The following is a 16,987-nucleotide window of genomic DNA, read 5'->3' on the forward strand; positions in this document are numbered from 1 at the left end:
GGTCGTCCCCCGGGTGGTCGCAGCATCACGATGCCGGCGGCCGCTCTGGTGGCGGCGTTGTGCTTCCGGGTCGTGAACCTGGCGTTCGTCCGACGTCGCTGCTGAGATTCCGGTCTCCGAAGGCCCCTGTACGTCGTACAGGGGCCTTCGTGCTGCCCGGTGGATCCCCCGGTGCCCCCGGGCCGGGAACGGCTCCCGACGGGTCCTGTACGGCGTACGGGCGGCCTCCCGGGGCACGCGCCGTGAACGGAGCCCGAACGTGAACGGGGCCCGCCCCCTTCCCAGGGGGCGGGCCCTTCGCCTTGCGGTGGCACCGCCATGCAGCACCGCAGGACGTCTTGCTTCCGCCGCGGTCTACCCGAAGCGGCCCGAGATGTAGTCCTCGGTGGCCTGGACGGACGGGTTCGAGAAGATCCGGTCCGTGTCGTCGATCTCGATGAGCTTGCCGGGCTGGCCGACCGCGGCCAGGTTGAAGAAGGCGGTGCGGTCGGAGACGCGGGCGGCCTGCTGCATGTTGTGCGTCACGATGACGATCGTGAACTGCTCCTTCAGCTCCCCGATCAGGTCCTCGATGGCGAGGGTGGAGATCGGGTCGAGGGCGGAGCAGGGCTCGTCCATCAGCAGGACCTGCGGCTCGACCGCGATGGCGCGGGCGATGCAGAGGCGCTGCTGCTGGCCGCCGGAGAGGCCGGATCCGGGCTTGTTCAGGCGGTCCTTGACCTCGTTCCAGAGGTTGGCGCCCTTGAGGGACTTCTCGACGACGTCCGCGAGCTCGCTCTTCTTGACGTTGCCGTTCAGGCGCAGGCCCGCCGCCACGTTGTCGAAGATCGACATGGTGGGGAAGGGGTTGGGGCGCTGGAAGACCATGCCCACGGTGCGGCGGACCGAGACCGGGTCCACGCCGGCGCCGTACAGGTTCTCGTCGTCCAGGAGGACCTTGCCCTCGACGCGGCCGCCGGGGGTGACCTCGTGCATGCGGTTGAGGGTCCGCAGGAAGGTGGACTTGCCGCAGCCGGAGGGGCCGATGAAGGCCGTCACGGAGCGGGGCTCGACGGTCATCGAGATGTCGTCGATGGCCTTGTGGGTGCCGTAGAAGGCGGAGAGACCGGAGACGTCGATGCGCTTGGCCATGTGAATCACTGCTTCTTTCTACCGGCCGCCGTTGCCCGGGGCCGCACGTCAGATGCCTTAGCGGCCGGTCTTCGGGGCCTTCCAGCGGGCGATGCCGCGGGCCACCAGGTTGAGGATCATGACGAAGGCGATCAGGACGAGCGCCGCCGCCCAGGCGCGGTCGAAGGAGTCTTCACTTCCGACCTTGTACTGCTCCCAGATGTAGAGGGGGAGCGAGGACTGGGCACCCTGGAAGGGGTTGTCGTTGATCAGCGGGTTGCCGAAGACCAGCAGCATGATCGGGGCGGTCTCGCCGGCGATGCGGGCCACGGCCAGCATGACGCCGGTGGAGATGCCGCCGATCGCGGTGGGGAGCACGACCTTGAGGATCGTGCGCCACTTCGGGACGCCGAGGGCGAGGCTGGCCTCGCGCAGCTCGTTCGGGACGAGCTTGAGCATCTCCTCGGTGGAGCGGACCACGACGGGCATCATCAGGATCGACAGGGCGAGGGAGCCGGCGAAGCCGGAGGGGCCCTGTTCCAGCATCAGCGTCCAGGTCGTGAGGATGAAGAGTCCCGCGACGATGGAGGGGATGCCGGTCATGACGTCGACGAAGAACGTGACGGCCTTGGCGAGCTTGCCCTTGCCGTACTCGACCAGGTAGACGGCGGTCAGCAGGCCGATGGGGGCGGCGATGAGGGTGGCCAGCAGCACCTGCTCGATGGTGCCGAGCAGGGCGTGGTAGACGCCGCCGCCGGGGGCGAAGCCGGCGACGCCGGCCATCGAGTGGGTGAGGAAGTAGCCGTCGAGGACCTCGATGCCGCGGTCGATGGTGACCCCGAGCAGGGAGAGCAGCGGGACCACGGCGAGGACGAAGGACACCCAGATCACCGAGGTGGCGACGCGGTCCTTGGCCTGGCGGCGGTTCTCGACGATGGAGCTGGCCGTGTAGGTGATCACCACGAAGAGTGCGGCGGCGATCAGACCCCACTGGATCCGGCTCTCCAGGCCCGTGACGGCGCCGATGCCGATGCCGAGGGCGACCGAGACGGCGGCGATGCCGGCCGGGGCCCAGCGGGGCAGGCCACCGCGGGTGAGGGTGCTGGGGGCGGACTTGCGCGGCCGTACGGGGCGCTGGTCCTGCAGTGCGTGGCTCATCAGGCGTTCGCCCCCGAGTACTCCTTGCGGCGCGCGATGATCATGCGAGCGGCGCCGTTGACCAGCAGGGTGAGCAGGAAGAGGACCAGGCCGGAGGCGATCAGGGCGTCCCGGCCGAACTCGTTGGCCTCGTCGAACTTCGCGGCGATGTTCTGCGCGAAGGTGCCGCCGCCCGGGTCGAGCAGGTGGCCGGAGATCAGGAAGCTCGGGGAGAGGACGGTGGCGACGGCCATGGTCTCGCCGAGGGCGCGGCCGAGGCCGAGCATGGAGGCGGAGATGACGCCGGAGCGGCCGAAGGGCAGCACCGACATGCGGATGACCTCCCAGCGGGTGGCGCCGAGGGCCAGGGCGGCCTCTTCGTTCATGCGCGGTACCTGGAGGAAGACCTCGCGGCTGACGCTGGTCACGATCGGCAGGATCATGATCGCGAGCAGGATGCCGACGGTGAACAGGGAGCGGTCGACGCCCACCTGGGTCTTGTCGAACAGGTACGTGAAGCTGAGGTACTGGTCCAGCCAGGAGGTGAGCCCGCCCAGGTACGGGACCAGGAAGAGGGCGCCCCAGATGCCGTAGACGATGGACGGCACGGCGGCCAGCAGGTCCACCACGTACGCGAGCGGCGAGGCCAGCTTGCGCGGGGCGTAGTGGGAGATGAAGAGGGCGATGCCGACGGCGACCGGGACCGCGATGACCATCGCGATGATCGAGCTGACGACGGTGCCGTAGAGCAGGACGGCGATGCCGAAGACGGGGGGTTCGCCGGTGGCGTTCCAGTCGAAGGTGGTGAGGAAGTTGCCCTCGTTCTTCGACAGGGCCAGCACGGCGCGGAAGGTGAGGAACACGGCGATGGACGCCATGATCGCCAGGAGGAGGATCCCGGAGCCCTTGGAGAGCCCGGAGAAGATCTTGTCTCCGGCGCGGCCGGTGGAGGCGCTGCCGCGGGGTGGTGCGGCGGGCGCCGTTTCTATCTGGGTGCGTGTGGTGGAAGCCATGGTCTTTCCGGTCTGTGTGGGGGGTGGAGCCCCCTGGCGGCGGTGCACCGGATGGGTCCCGGAGGGGGGTGTTCAGGTCCCCTGCGGGAGTGGGTCGGGGGCCGGTCCGCCCGGACGGGGGCGGACCGGCCTCCTGGTCCCTCGTTAGGACAGCGAGGCGATGACCTCGCGGACCTTGGCGTTGATCTCGGCCGGGATGGGCGCGTAGCCCTTCTCGGAGAGGAGCTTCTGGCCGGCGTCGCCGGCCGTGTAGTTCAGGAAGGACTTGACGGTCGGGAGCGTCTCGGCCTTGTTGCCCTTGTCGCAGACGACCTCGTAGGTCACCAGGACCAGCGGGTAGGCGCCCTCGGCCTTGGTGGCGTAGTCGAGCTTCAGGGCCAGGTCCTTGCCGGTGCCCTCGATCTTGGCGGCGGCGATGGCCTTGGAGGCGTTCTCCGAGGTGGCGGCGACCGGGGCGGCGGCACCGGTGTTGACGTCCACCGTCTTGATGCCCTGCGAGCTGGCGTAGGAGAGCTCGAAGTAGCCGATCGCGCCGTCGACCTGCTTGACCTGGGCGGCGACGCCCGCGGAGCCGGAGGCGGCCTGGCCACCGGGGGCCGGCCACTTCTTCTCGGCCTCGTACGGCCAGTCCTTCTCGGCGGTCTTCGAGAGGTACTTGCCGAGGTTCTGGGTGGTGCCCGAGTCCTCGGAGCGGTGGAAGGCCTGGATGGCGGTGGAGGGCAGCTTCACGCCGGGGTTGAGCTTGGCGATGGCCGCGTCGTCCCACTTCTTGATCTTGTCGTTGAAGATCTTGGCGAGGGTGGGGGCGTCGAGGGTGAGCTTGTCCACGCCGGAGACGTTGAAGCCGATGGCGATCGGGCCGCCGACCATCGGCAGGTTGATGCCCTGGCCGCCGGTGCAGATCTTCTTCGAGTCCTCGACCTCCTTCGGCTTCAGGGCCGAGTCCGAACCGGCGAAGCCGACGGTGCCCTGGTTGAAGGCGACGATGCCCTCGCCGGAGGAGGAGGACTTGTAGTTGACCTGGACGCCGGGGCAGGTGGCCATGTAGCCGTTCACCCACAGGTCCATGGCGTTCTTCTGCGCGGAGGAGCCGGAGGCCAGCAGCTGGCCCTTGGCGCCCTCACAGGCCTTCGCGTCACCCGTGGGGGCGGCGGCGTTGCTGCTGCCGTCCTTGTTCGGGGTGGTGTTGTCGTCGGAGCCGCACGCCGTGAGGACCAGGGCGCCGGACACGACGAGGGCCCCGAGGGCGGAGGCACGAAGCCGGTTCTTGCGCTGAAGCTTCACTTTCGGGTGTTCCTTCCAGGAGCCGCCGGTCGCGTTGTCGTGGGCGGCGTGCGAAGAGGACTGCGTCTGAGTGATCAGGGCTCGGTGCGCCCGTCATGGCCCACTGGGGGGCCGCGGTGCACCTCGCACGATCGAAATTAGGCAGATCAGGTGAAGCGGTCGACCGGTGTGAGTGAACGGACGGTGAACCGTGGCGGACGGCATGGTGCGGTACCGGCGGGTCCGCCGGAAGTGCGCCGGGGTGCCCGTACAGCCCCCGCGAGCTGCGGGAACGGCCCGGAACCCGGTGCTGCCGGGGTGGAGGCGGGGTGTGCGCCCGCGCGGAGCCGGCCGGGTGGGGGCGTGGTGGTGACGGCGGGGTGAGCGGAGCGGGGCAGCGGGCCGGGGCGTCGGTTTCCGGCCGGCCCGGCCGGCCCGGCGGGCGCGCGGGCCCCGCGGCGGCCGGTCGGGTCGGCTGGGGCGCGGGTGCCGGGGTGGTGTGGCGGCGCCGCGCGGCGGGTGCGGCGCCGCGGGTACGGGCCCGGGTCAGGGGTGCGGCAGCAGCGGCAGGGCGCGGGCGAGGAGCTCGCGGTCGTGGGGGTGGGTGAGGAGCGCGGCCGCGGCGGCGGGGGCCGACCAGCGGATCTCGTCCACCTCGTCCGAGGGGGTGAAGGTGCCGCCCAGGGCCTCGGCCGTCCAGTAGTGGACGGTCTTGGGCAGGCCGCCGACCGGGTAGCGGACCGTGGGCAGGGCGGCCCCGGGGGCGCAGCGCTGTCCGGTCTCCTCCAGGACCTCGCGGACGGCCGCGGCGGCGGCGGTCTCCCGCTTCTTCACCTTGCCCTTGGGGTGGGACCAGTCGTCGTAGCGGGGCCGGTGGACCAGGCAGACCTCGATGCCGCCGTCCCGGGGGGAGCGGCGCCAGAGCACGCAGCCGGCGGCGACCAGGGGGCGCGGGCCGCCGGGGCCGCCCGCGCCGGTCCGGGAGGCGGGGTGGGTGCCGGCGGGGCGGTCCGGGAGGTCGCCCGGTCGGTCGGGGTCGTCGCCGGTCATCCGGGGCCGCCGCCCGCGGGGACCGCCGCGCGCAGCCAGATGCGCTGGAAGTCGAAGCGGGCGGCCTCGACCTCGTGGCGCTGGTCGGCGTGGAGCACGCCGAGGGTGTAGGCGGTGGCGGGGGCGATCCGCGGGGTGCGGGCGGCGGTGGCGGAGGCCGCGGCGGCCGCGGAGGCGTCGCGGTGCCGGTCCAGGGCCTCGCCGGCGGCGGTGAGCCGGGCCAGCAGGTCCGGCGGGCCGGCGAGGGTCTCCTGGGCGTAGCGGTGCACGCGCAGGAGGGAGCGGACCCGGTGCCAGGGGGCGTCCTGCTGTTCGTCCTCGACGAGGGCCTCGGCGTTGTAGGGGTGCGCGGCGCGGAGCAGGGGCAGGTCGCCGACGGCGGTGGTGAGGCGGTCGGTGGTGAGGGCGGCGAGGGGGACGAGTACGGAGTCGGTGCGTCCGGCGGCGGCGATCGGGTCGAGGGGGACCTCGGAGGCCAGGACGGCCACGGCGTCGGCGACGGCGTGGAAGCGGGCGGAGCCGAGGGCCTGGAGGGTGGCCGAGTGGGAGCGGGTCCGGGCCAGGGTGAGCTGGCGTTCGAGCAGGGCGCCGGCCCGCGCCGGGCCCACGGTCAGGGCGGACCGGCCGGTGCCCGCGCGCTGGCCGGGCACCTCGGGGCCGCCGGACAGCCGGTGCAGGGCGTCCAGCAGCCGGCCGAGCAGGGCTCCGTGGGCGTGCTCGGCGGCGAGGGTGGTGGAGAGCCAGGTCAGCTCGGTGCGCAGGGAGTCCGCCCAGGGCTGGTCGGTGACCGGGCGGAAGGTGGTGAGGGAGGCGCAGATGCGGCGGGCGGCGCCGCGCAGGGCCAGGGCGGCCCCGGCGGCTTCCGCGGCGTCCGGTCCGCTCTCCTCGTGCAGTCTCAGACCGCGGAGGAAGGCGGTCGCCTGGGCGCGCAGGTACGCGCCCAGGACGTCACCGGCACAGGGGTCATGGTTTGGCTGAGCCACGCCGGCGCCTCCGGGCGTCTATGAGCATCTCCTGTACGTGCCGCAGCGGCTGGCCTTCGGGGTCGGTGCTGTGTCGGGTCCACTCGCCGTCGGGGCCGAGGTGCCAGGAGGAGCTGGCGTCGGACATGCCGGTTTCCAGCAGCCGGTCGAGGGCGGCGCGGTGGGCGGGGTCGGTGACCCGGACCAGGGCTTCGATGCGGCGGTCGAGGTTGCGGTGCATCATGTCGGCGCTGCCGAGCCAGATCTCGGGTTCGCCGCCGTTGCCGAAGGCGAAGAGCCGGGAGTGTTCCAGGAAGCGGCCGAGGACGGAGCGGACCCGGATGTTCTCGGAGAGTCCGGCGACCCCGGGGCGGATGGCGCAGATGCCGCGGACCCAGATGTCCACGGGGACGCCGGCCTGGGAGGCCCGGTAGAGCGCGTCGATGAGGGCCTCGTCCACGATCGAGTTGACCTTGATGCGGACGTAGGCGGGGCGGCCGGCCCGGTGGTGGGCGGCCTCCTTGTTGATGCGGGAGATCAGGCCGTCCCGGAGGGACTTGGGGGCGACGAGCAGGCGCCGGTAGGTCTCGCGGCGGGAGTAGCCGGAGAGCCGGTTGAAGAGGTCGGAGAGGTCCGCGCCGACCTGGGGGTCGGCGGTGAGCAGGCCGAGGTCCTCGTAGAGGCGTGCCGTCTTGGGGTGGTAGTTGCCGGTGCCGACGTGGCTGTAGCGGCGCAGGGTCTCGCCCTCCTGGCGGACCACGAGCGACAGCTTGCAGTGGGTCTTGAGGCCGACGAGGCCGTAGACCACGTGGCAGCCGGCCTCTTCGAGCTTGCGGGCCCACTTGATGTTGGCCTGTTCGTCGAAGCGGGCCTTGATCTCGACGAGGACGAGGACCTGCTTGCCGGACTCGGCGGCGTCGATGAGGGCGTCCACTATCGGGGAGTCGCCGGAGGTGCGGTAGAGGGTCTGCTTGATGGCGAGGACGTCGGGGTCCGCGGCCGCCTGCTCCAGGAAGGCCTGCACCGAGGTGGAGAAGCTGTCGTAGGGGTGGTGCAGGAGGACGTCGCGCTCGCGCAGGGCGGCGAAGATGTCGGGGGCGGAGGCGGACTCCACCTCGGCGAGGTCGCGGTGGGTGCCGGCCACGAACTTGGGGTACTTGAGCTCGGGCCGGTCCAGGGAGGCGATCCCGAAGAGGCCGGTGAGGTCCAGGGGGCCGGGCAGCGGGTAGACCTCGGCGGGGCTGACGTTGAGCTCCTGCACCAGCAGGTCCAGGACGCCGGGGTCGATGGACTCCTCGACCTCCAGGCGGACCGGCGGGCCGAAGCGGCGCCGCATGAGCTCCTTCTCCAGGGCCTGGAGGAGGTTCTCGGCGTCGTCCTCCTCGACTTCCAGGTCCTCGTTGCGGGTGACCCGGAAGGTGTGGTGCGCGAGCACCTCCATGCCGGGGAACAGCTCCTCCAGGTGGGCGGCGATGACGTCCTCCAGCGGGACGTAGCGCTGCGGGGAGGCTTCGAGGAAGCGGTTGAGGAGCGGGGGGACCTTGACGCGCGCGAAGTGCCGGTGCCCGCTGACGGGGTTGCGGACGACCACGGCGAGGTTCAGGGAGAGCCCGGAGATGTACGGGAAGGGGTGCGCGGGGTCCACGGCCAGCGGGGTGAGCACCGGGAAGATCCGGTTGCGGAACAGGGTGAAGAGGCGGGCCTGCTCCTTCTCGGTGAGCTCGGGCCAGCGGGTCAGCTCGATGCCCTCTTCGGCGAGCGCCGGGGAGACGTCGTGCTGGTAGCAGGCGGCGTGCCGGGCCATCAGCTCGCGGGAGCGGGTCCAGATCTGTTCCAGCACCTCGCGGGGCTGGAGTCCGGAGGCGGAGCGGGTGGCGACGCCGGTGGCTATGCGGCGCTTCAGGCCCGCGACGCGGACCATGAAGAACTCGTCGAGGTTGCTGGCGAAAATCGCGAGGAAGTTAGCCCGTTCGAGGAGCGGGGTGGTCGGATCCTCGGCCAGTTCGAGCACACGTTCGTTGAAGGCGAGCCAGCTGCGTTCGCGGTCGAGGAAGCGTCCGGAGGGCAGTTCACCGGCCGCGGCGTCCTCGTCGTAGGCGTCGAGGTCGGCGTCGAGGTCGGGTTCCAGGTCGACGATGCCCGCCGCCACCGAATGCGGCCGGTGCGCGGCGATGGAACCGACGGAGGGCTGGACGTGTTGGACGGGGACCTCGGCGCTGCTCTGCTGGCTCATACCTCCATTCTTCCGCGCACGCGGCAGTACAGGCGCGCCGGATTTCCCGGCGGTCAGCCGGAGTGCCGGGCGAGAGGAGGAAGGGACCGCGGGCTGCATGTGCGCGAGCGTGGCAAGCGTGCATTAATGCGTGGTTAATGGCGCGTGGCATCCAGGGAGCCGGGCTCCCAAGGGGTGACCTTTTCGTGTCCTCAACGGAACACGCCCCGTGCCGACCTGGGCTTTTCGCGCTGGACGGGTGACCGTTCCCCCGGGCCGCGGCCCGGGGCTTACGGGCGGCTTACACGCTTCTGTCGGGGTTCTCAGGGCAGGCTCAGGAAGCTCTCATGATCGGGACGCAGAGTCGTACCCATGACCGACAGCCACCGCCGCGACGGCGCCCCGCAGGAGAACCAGCAGAGCCCGAACCCGCCGCACAGCCCCTGGGGCGAGCAGTGGGAGCGCGGGCGTGAGCGCCTCGCCCGTGACGCGGCCGCGGCCCCCGCGCCGGACGGTGCCGCCGGTCCGTATCCGGGCCAGGGGGATGTTTCACGTGAAACGTACCCCGGGGCCGCCGGCCCGGCGGCCCCCGCGGGCGCCGGTTACCCGCCGCCCCCGCCTCACCCGCCCCGGGACCCGTGGAGCGCCCCCGGCTACCACGAGGCCCACTCCCCCCAGGACGGCGGGGGCGCGGGCCGGGACCTCGGCAACGGCGCGGCCTTCGAGCCCGCCCCGGCCGGTGGTCCGGCCCGCGCCGCCCGCGCCAAGCGGCCGGTGGCCCTGCTCGCGGCGGTGGCCCTGGCCGCCGCCGTGATCGGCGGGGCCACGGCGGCCGGAGTCGAGCAGCTCTTCGGCGAGCGGAGCGGCTCCGGCGGTGGCTTCCCGGGGACCAACGTCTCCCAGACCTCGACGAACACGGTGGCCGGGGTGGCCGAGGAGGTCAGCCCCTCCGTGGTCCGCATCGACATCAAGAAGTCGGGCGGCACCGGCACCGGCTCCGGGATCGTGATCACCAAGGACGGCGAGGTCGTCACCAACAACCACGTCATCGACGGGGCCTCCGAGATCCAGGTGACCCTCGCCGACGGCAAGAAGTACGCGGCCAAGGTGGTCGGCACCGACCCGGCCAAGGACCTGGCCCTGATCAAGCTGGAGGGGGCGAGCGGGCTGAAGGCGGCCAAGCTCGGTGACTCCGGCTCGGTCAAGGTGGGCGAGCAGGTCGTGGCCATCGGCTCCCCGGACCGACTGACCGGCACCGTCACCAGCGGCATCGTCTCGGCCCTCGACCGCGAGGTCAGCGTGCCGAAGTCCGACGGCGGCGGGCAGCAGCAGCAACAGCAGCAGTCCCCCTACGGGGGCGGCGGCTGGCCCTTCTCCTTCGACGGACGCCAGTTCAACGGAGACACCGGCAACGACACCACCTCCTACAAGGCCATCCAGACCGACGCCTCCCTCAACCCCGGCAACTCCGGCGGCGCCCTCATCAACATGAACGGCGAGATCATCGGGATGCCCTCCGCGATCTACTCGCCCTCCTCCGGCGGCGAGGCGGGCAGCGTGGGCCTCGGCTTCGCGATCCCCGTCAACACCATCAAGGCCGACCTGGACCACCTGCGGTCCGGCGGCGACGGCGGCAGCGGGAACGGCTCCTCCCAGGACGGCGGCTCCGGCTCCGGCGACGGGTTCTTCGGAACCGGATTCTGACGGCTCCCGTGCGAGGCTGGGGAACGCCCCCGTACCCCCCGGCCCCGCACGCCCCGGCCGGGGCCGGGAGCCGGACCGTCCCGTCCCCGACCGAGGAAGCCGAGCCGCCGATGACTCCGCCCGAATCCGACCAGCAGCGCATCCTGATCGTCGACGACGAGCCGGCCGTCCGCGAGGCGCTCCGGCGCAGCCTGGCCTTCGAGGGATACGGCACGGAGACCGCGGTGGACGGCTTCGAGGCCCTGGAGAAGGCGGAGGGCTACCGCCCCGACCTGATCGTCCTCGACGTGCAGATGCCCCGCATGGACGGACTCACGGCGGCCCGCCGACTGCGGGCCGCCGGGGTGCGGACCCCCGTGCTGATGCTGACCGCCCGGGACACCGTCGGCGACCGGGTCACCGGACTCGACGCCGGCGCCGACGACTACCTGGTCAAGCCCTTCGAACTGGACGAGCTGTTCGCCCGGATCCGGGCCCTGCTGCGGCGCAGCTCCTACGCGGCCGCCGAGGCCCCCGAGGGCACCCTCACCGGGGACGCCCTCACCTTCGCCGACCTGCGGATGGACCTGGCCACGCGCGAGGTGACCCGCGGCGGCCGGGCCGTGGAGCTCACCCGGACCGAGTTCACCCTGCTGGAGATGTTCCTCGCGCACCCGCGGCAGGTCCTCACCCGCGAGCAGATCCTCAAGACCGTGTGGGGCTTCGACTTCGAGCCCAGCTCCAACTCCCTGGACGTGTACGTGATGTACCTGCGCCGCAAGACCGAGGCGGGCGGCGAACCCCGCCTGGTGCACACCGTGCGCGGGGTGGGCTACGTGCTGCGCGCCGCGGAGAGCGGGGACGCGTGAGCGGGTCCGCCCCCGCCGCCCCCGCCGACCCCGGTCCGGCCGCGGGCGCCCGCACGCCCGCCGGTGGTGGACCCGGGCGCCGCCTGGTGCGGCGGTTCCGGGTGCTGCCGCTGCGCTCCCGGCTGGCCCTGCTCGTCGCGACCGCCGTGGCGGTGGCCGTGGCCGGCGTGGCCGTGGCCTCCTGGGTGATCGTCCGCGCCCAGCTGCGCGAGCAGTTGGACGCCTCGCTGCTCGCCATCAACCCCACCGAGCAGGTGGTGGCCACCCTCAACCAGCAGGGCTGCGCCTCCGGCCCGGCCCGCCCCGGCCTGGAGTTCGCCAACAACCTCAACGCCACCGTGCAGCTCGTCGCCGCCGACGGCTCGCACTGCTGGGTCAGCGGACGCACCACCCTCCCGGTCACCCTGACCGATCGGCAGATCGCCGCCCGGCAGAAGGAGAACGCCGTCCACGACGTGACCACCACCGACGGGGTGGCCATGCGCGTCTACACCTTCGGGGTGCGCACCGACGACCGCAACGGGCAGTTCTTCGCGATGTCCGTGGCCAAGCCGCTCTCCGACATCGACCGACCGCTGTCCACCCTCGCCTGGGTGCTGCTGCTGGTCGGCGGGGTCGGCGTGGTCGGGGCCGGGGCCGCCGGCCTGTGGGTGGCCCGGACCGGCCTGAAGCCGGTGGACGAGCTGACCGGGGCCGTGGAACACATCGCCCGCACCGAGGACCTGACGGTGCGGATCCCCGACGAGGGCGAGGACGAGATCGCCCGGCTCTCCCGCTCCTTCAACCAGATGACGGCCGCCCTGGCCTCCTCCCGCGACCGGCAGGCCCAGCTGATCGCCGACGCCGGCCACGAACTGCGGACCCCGCTGACCTCGCTGCGCACCAACATCGAGCTGCTGGCCCGCAGCGAGGAGACCGGCCGGGCCATCCCGCCCGCCGACCGCCGCGAGCTGCTCGCCTCGGTGAAGGCGCAGATGACGGAGCTGGCCTCGCTGATCGGGGACCTCCAGGAGCTCTCCCGGCCCGAGGCGGCCGGACCCGGCCCGCTCCAGGTGGTGGCGCTGCACGAGATCGCCGGGAACGCCCTGGCGCGGGCCCGGCTGCGCGGTCCGGAGCTGCGGATCACGGCCGAGCTGGAGCCCTGGTACGTCCGATCCGAGCCGACGGCGCTGGAACGGGCCGTGGTCAACGTCCTCGACAACGCGGTGAAGTTCAGCCCGCCGGGCGGCGCGGTCGAGGTGGCCCTGCGCGGCGGCGAGCTGACCGTACGGGACCACGGGCCGGGCATCGCCGAGGAGGACCTGCCGCACGTCTTCGACCGGTTCTGGCGGTCCCCCTCGGCCCGCTCCCTGCCGGGCAGCGGGCTGGGCCTGTCCATCGTGGCCCGCACCGTGGGCCGGGCGGGCGGCACCGCGGAGCTGCGGCCCGCCGAGCCCGGCCCCGGCACGGTGGCCGTGCTCAAGCTGCCGGGGGCCCCGACCCCGCCCCCGGAGGTCCCGGAGGCGAAGGGCGCCTGAGCGGCGGCGCCCGGAGGGCCGCGGCGTCCCGTGGGCCGCCGCGCGCCCACGGCCGGTCGGCGCACGAGCGCCCGCCGCGCGCGACCGGGACGGCGCGCGTCCGCTCAGCGCGCCGTCGGGAACGGGTTGTGCGCGATCAGGGCCTCGGTGAGGCCCGAGCGGGTGGCGGGGAAGTCCATCGGGACCACCCCCAGCCCGGTCCGGCCCGCCATCTCCCCGCCGTTGACGAAGGAGTGCACCTGCGGGTTCAGCCGGTCGGCGTTCCAGCGCGGCGGCATGTAGGCGGCGGTGCTGGTGTGGTTGACGTAGAGGCGACCGGGCTGTTGGACGGCCTTGCGGAAGTGGTTCTCGATCTTGCCCCGCTTGGCGAAGGGTTCGGCGTTCCAGTCGTCCTGGATGTCGAAGTGGGCGCCGTCGCCCCAGCGCAGGCCGGGCAGACCGCCGTTGTCGGCGAGCAGGACCACCTTCCCGCGGGCCTCGCCGAGGGTGGGCAGTCCGGAGCCGATGCGGAACAGCGGGCGCCAGCCGCGGTTGTCGAGGTAGTCGTCGAAGACGGCCCGGAAGGCGGCGTCGCTCTCGCCGGAGTACTCCTGCTTGACCCGCATCAGCACGGTCTCGCCGGGGTGCGCGGCGAGGAAGTTCCAGCAGGAGACGAGGACGTCGCCGAACATCAGGTGCTGGTAGAAGGAGCCGTGGTGGATGGCGAAGGAGCCGCCCGTGAGCCGGCAGCGCACGTCCAGGAAGCGGATGCCCGCGTCGAGCTGCGCGGCGATGCCGACCGTCTGGCAGGCCACGTACAGGCCGCCGTGCAGGGCTCCCGAGTCGTGGGTGCCGGGGATGGTCAGGCGGGGGAGCGGGGTGGCGTCGGGCAGGGCGCCCATCCAGTCCCGTACCCCGGGGACGGCCGCCGCCGCGGGGCGCGCCCCGAGCAGGGCGGTGGCCCCCAGTGCGGTGGTGCCGACGAGAAACGCGCGCCGATCCAGGCCCATGTCCGTCCCCTCATCCCGGCTGTCTCACGGTGCGCACAGTCTGGCGCGGGCATGACACAAATGACTACCCGTCGGTAGGGACTTTCGCGCTCCGGTCCCCCGACCGCCCGACCCCGACCGCCGCGCCCGCATCCCGGCCCGCCGCTCCGCCCGCCCGGGGAACGCCGAAGGGGCGGCGGTCCGTGGTGTGCCACGGTCCGCCGCCCCTCGGGAGCGGTCCCCTCGCGGGGTGCGCGCCCTACTTGACGATGGTGATCCGGTCGGCCGCGGGCGGCGCGATCGGGTTCGCCGGGGTGGAGTGCGCGGCCAGGTAGGCGTTGAACGCGTCCAGGTCGGGCAGGCCCACGAGCTTGTTCTTGTGCTCCTTCAGGACCGTGAAGCCGTCACCGCCGCCCGCGAGGAACTCGTTCATCGCGACCCGGTAGGTGCGCGTCGGGTCGATCGGCAGGCCGTCGAGGCGCACGGAGTCCACCACGATCCGGTCGGCACCGGCGCGGGTCAGGTCCAGGGTGTAGGTGAAGCCCTTGGAGACCTGGAGGATCTTCGGGGCCGGGCCGTTGACCGTGCCGCTGACCTGCTGCTGGAGGGCGGTGATCAGCTGGGCGCCGGTCAGGTCCACCACGTTCATCATGTTGTTGAACGGCTGGACGGTGAAGGCCTCGCCGTAGGTGACGATGCCGTCCTCGGCCTCGTCCCCGCTCTTGGCGTAGGCCAGGTCGGACCGGATGCCGCCCGGGTTCATGATGGCCAGCTGGGCCCCGCCCTTGGCGGCCGGGGCGAGCGCCTCCAGCTGGGCGTCGGCGATCAGGTTGCCCAGCGGCTTCTCGTACGCGGCGGAGCCGCGGCCGGCGATGTCCGCCGAGATGTAGCCCTGCGGGCGGTCGGCGATCGGCTTGGCCAGCTCGTTCCAGCGGCCGATGAGCTCGCTCATGTCGGCGGCCTTGGCCTGGTCGCGGGTGACCACGTGGTTCGCGGACTTCACCGAGGTGCGGACGATGTCCTGGGTCTTGCGGTCGTAGCGCAGGGTGGACTCGGTGTAGAGCCGGCCCAGGGAGGCCGCCGAGGTCACGGTGCGCGGCTTGCCCGCCGGGTCCGGGATGGTGCAGGTGTACGCCTGGTGGGTGTGACCCGTCACCAGCGCGTCGACCTTCGCGTCCACGTTCTTGGCGATGTCGACGATGGCACCGGAGATGCCCGCGCCGCCGCCCGCCGTGTCACAGCTGTCGTTGTACGCGGCCGAGGCGGGCAGGCCGCCCTCGTGGATCAGCGCGACGATCGACTTCACGCCCTGCTTGTTCAGCTCGGCGGCGTACTTGTTGATCGTCTCGACCTCGTCGCCGAACTTCAGGCCCTTGACGCCCTCGGCGGTCACGACGTCCGGAGTGCCCTCCAGGGTCACGCCGATGAAGCCGATCTTGACGCCTTCCTTCTTCCACACCCAGTACGGCTTCATCAGCGGACGCTTGGTCTTGACGTCCGTGACGTTGGCCGCGAGGTACGGGAACTCGGCGCCGGTGAAGGTCTTGCCGTACTCGAAGCAGCCCTCCTTGGGGTGGCAGCCGCCGTACTGCATGCGCAGCAGCTCCTGGCGCCCCTCGTCGAACTCGTGGTTGCCCACGCTGGTGACGTCGAGGTCGAGCTTGTTCAGCGCCTCGATGGTCGGCTCGTCGTGGAACAGGCCCGACAGCATCGGGCTGCCGCCGATCATGTCGCCGGCCGCGGCGGTCACGGAGAACCGCTGCCCCTCGCGGGCCTTGCGCAGGCTCGTCGCGAGGTACTCGACGCCGCCCGCCGGTATGGCCTTGGTGGTGCCGTCGGCCTGACGCTCGGTGACGTTCCCGGAGGAGCCCTGCGGGGGCTCCAGGGTGCCGTGGAAGTCGTTGACGGACAGCAGCTGCACATCCACGTAACGGCCGTGCGCGCTGCCGCCGCCCGAGGTGCCGGTGGGCGCCGCCCCGGCCGGGAGGGCCCCGGCCACCAGGGCGCCCGCGCCCACGGTGACGACGAGGGCGGTGAGGGCCAACTTGCGGTTTCGACGGTGCCGTTGTGGTGTCGCTGACATCAGTTCCCCTTTGCGGACAGCGAACGACTGAGGGTTTCACGTGCTGTTCATGCGGGAACAGCAGCCGCAGCCTATGGTCAACGCGCGTAGCACGACAGGGGGTAACGGGTTACGACCCGGTTGCGGCTGGGGGGCGAGCGGGGCGCCGTAGGCTCGGTGGCATGACTGACTCAGCAGCGGCCCAGGAGCCCGGACGGCAGATCCAGGAGCTCGGCGAACTGACCCAGGAACAGGCCGACGCGGTGCTCGCGCTGATCGAGGACGCCGCACGCACCGACGGCACGCCCGCCGTCTCCGAACAGGGGCGGCTCCAACTGCACGCCGGACAAAGGCCGGGAATCCGGCATTTCCTGCTGTCGGAGCGGGGTCGGCTCGCCGGCTACGCCCAACTGGAGGACACCGACCCGGTGGAGGCCCCGGCCGGGGAGCTGGTCGTCAGCCCCGCGACGCGCGGCCGCGGCCACGGCCGCGCCCTCGGCTCGGCGCTGCTGGCCGCCTCCGGCAAGCGGATCCGGGTCTGGGCGCACGGCGGGAAGTCCGCCGCCCGGCACCTGGCGCAGGTGCTGGGGCTGTCCCTGTTCCGCGAACTGCGCCAGCTGCGCCGTCCGCTGGCGGACGGGCCGGCCGTCCCGGAGCCGGTGCTGCCCGCCGGGGTCACCGTCCGCACCTTCGTGCCCGGGCAGGACGACGCGGCCTGGCTGGCCGTCAACGCCGCCGCCTTCGCCCACCACCCGGAGCAGGGCGCGCTGGTCCAGCGGGACCTGGACGACCGCAAGGCCCAGCCCTGGTTCGACCCGAAGGGCTTCTTCCTCGCGGAGCGGGACGGGACCGTGGTCGGCTTCCACTGGACGAAGGTGCACGCCGAGGAGGGCCTCGGCGAGGTGTACGTGGTGGGCGTGGCCCCGGGGGAGCAGGGCGGTGGCCTGGGCAAGGCGCTGACCGCGGTGGGTCTGCGGCACCTGGAGGCCGAGGGGCTGCCCACGGCCATGCTCTACGTGGACGCCGACAACACCGCGGCCCTCGCGGTGTACGAGCGGCTGGGCTTCACCACGCACGAGGTGGACCTGATGTACCGCACGGAGTCCTGAGCGGTCCCCGCCGCGTGCCCGACGGAGCCCCG

Annotated in this window: 13 protein-coding genes; 4 read left to right on the top strand and 9 right to left on the bottom strand. The window is 72.5% G+C overall.

Going from position 1 to position 16,987, the window contains the following annotated elements; translation table 11 throughout:
* Nucleotides 1–354: 354 nt before the first annotated feature.
* From pstB to ABTZ17_RS20320, 7 genes are all read right to left on the bottom strand, one after another.
* Entirely contained in the window at nucleotides 355–1,131 is a 777-nt protein-coding gene (gene pstB / locus ABTZ17_RS20290) for a phosphate ABC transporter ATP-binding protein PstB (protein WP_352197043.1), read from the bottom strand.
* A 57-nt stretch (nucleotides 1,132–1,188) separates the two neighbouring features.
* Nucleotides 1,189–2,268, bottom strand: coding sequence for a phosphate ABC transporter permease PstA (gene pstA / locus ABTZ17_RS20295; RefSeq protein ID WP_352197044.1), 1,080 nt, complete (start codon nucleotides 2,266–2,268; stop codon nucleotides 1,189–1,191).
* On the bottom strand, nucleotides 2,268–3,260 hold the full coding sequence (gene pstC, locus ABTZ17_RS20300; RefSeq protein WP_352197045.1) for a phosphate ABC transporter permease subunit PstC: 993 nt from the start codon (nucleotides 3,258–3,260) through the stop codon (nucleotides 2,268–2,270). Before pstC ends, pstA begins: the two co-directional genes overlap by 1 nt.
* Before the next feature lie 144 nt (nucleotides 3,261–3,404).
* On the bottom strand, nucleotides 3,405–4,544 hold the full coding sequence (gene pstS / locus ABTZ17_RS20305; RefSeq protein WP_352197046.1) for a phosphate ABC transporter substrate-binding protein PstS: 1,140 nt from the start codon (nucleotides 4,542–4,544) through the stop codon (nucleotides 3,405–3,407).
* 525 nt (nucleotides 4,545–5,069) lie between these two features.
* Complete coding sequence (locus ABTZ17_RS20310) at nucleotides 5,070–5,573, bottom strand: NUDIX hydrolase (protein ID WP_352197047.1); 504 nt, start codon at nucleotides 5,571–5,573, stop codon at nucleotides 5,070–5,072.
* Nucleotides 5,570–6,556 carry a CHAD domain-containing protein gene (locus ABTZ17_RS20315; protein WP_352197048.1) on the bottom strand — a complete coding sequence of 329 codons (987 nt, stop codon included), beginning with the start codon at nucleotides 6,554–6,556 and terminating at the stop codon, nucleotides 5,570–5,572. Before ABTZ17_RS20315 ends, ABTZ17_RS20310 begins: the two co-directional genes overlap by 4 nt.
* A complete protein-coding gene (locus tag ABTZ17_RS20320) occupies nucleotides 6,537–8,768 on the bottom strand; it encodes an RNA degradosome polyphosphate kinase (RefSeq protein WP_352197049.1) in 2,232 nt (743 codons plus the stop codon). Before ABTZ17_RS20320 ends, ABTZ17_RS20315 begins: the two co-directional genes overlap by 20 nt.
* Before the next feature lie 351 nt (nucleotides 8,769–9,119).
* Here ABTZ17_RS20320 and ABTZ17_RS20325 point away from each other — a divergent pair, with 351 nt between their 5' ends.
* The 3 genes from ABTZ17_RS20325 to ABTZ17_RS20335 all read left to right on the top strand — a co-directional run bounded on the left by ABTZ17_RS20325 (nucleotide 9,120) and on the right by ABTZ17_RS20335 (nucleotide 12,816).
* On the top strand, nucleotides 9,120–10,451 hold the full coding sequence (locus ABTZ17_RS20325; RefSeq protein ID WP_352197050.1) for a S1C family serine protease: 1,332 nt from the start codon (nucleotides 9,120–9,122) through the stop codon (nucleotides 10,449–10,451).
* Nucleotides 10,452–10,561: 110 nt separating this feature from the next.
* Complete coding sequence (locus ABTZ17_RS20330) at nucleotides 10,562–11,299, top strand: response regulator transcription factor (RefSeq protein ID WP_352197051.1); 738 nt, start codon at nucleotides 10,562–10,564, stop codon at nucleotides 11,297–11,299.
* A complete protein-coding gene (locus ABTZ17_RS20335) occupies nucleotides 11,296–12,816 on the top strand; it encodes a HAMP domain-containing sensor histidine kinase (protein WP_502994760.1) in 1,521 nt (506 codons plus the stop codon). The genes ABTZ17_RS20330 and ABTZ17_RS20335 overlap by 4 nt, the downstream gene beginning before the upstream one ends.
* Nucleotides 12,817–12,920: 104 nt before the next feature.
* Here the strand turns inward: ABTZ17_RS20335 and ABTZ17_RS20340 are convergent, their stop codons facing one another.
* Complete coding sequence (locus ABTZ17_RS20340) at nucleotides 12,921–13,805, bottom strand: phosphatidylinositol-specific phospholipase C (RefSeq protein WP_352197052.1); 885 nt, start codon at nucleotides 13,803–13,805, stop codon at nucleotides 12,921–12,923.
* 238 nt (nucleotides 13,806–14,043) lie between these two features.
* Nucleotides 14,044–15,867, bottom strand: a complete 1,824-nt coding sequence (locus ABTZ17_RS20345) for a bifunctional metallophosphatase/5'-nucleotidase (protein ID WP_352197053.1) — start codon at nucleotides 15,865–15,867, stop codon at nucleotides 14,044–14,046.
* Between the two features lie 161 nt (nucleotides 15,868–16,028).
* Between ABTZ17_RS20345 and mshD the strand changes: the two genes are divergently transcribed.
* A complete protein-coding gene (gene mshD / locus ABTZ17_RS20350) occupies nucleotides 16,029–16,955 on the top strand; it encodes a mycothiol synthase (RefSeq protein ID WP_352197054.1) in 927 nt (308 codons plus the stop codon).
* Nucleotides 16,956–16,987: the final 32 nt, after the last annotated feature.

The organism is Streptomyces sp. NPDC097619 (assembly GCF_040302735.1).
In the GTDB taxonomy this organism is placed as follows: domain Bacteria; phylum Actinomycetota; class Actinomycetes; order Streptomycetales; family Streptomycetaceae; genus Streptomyces.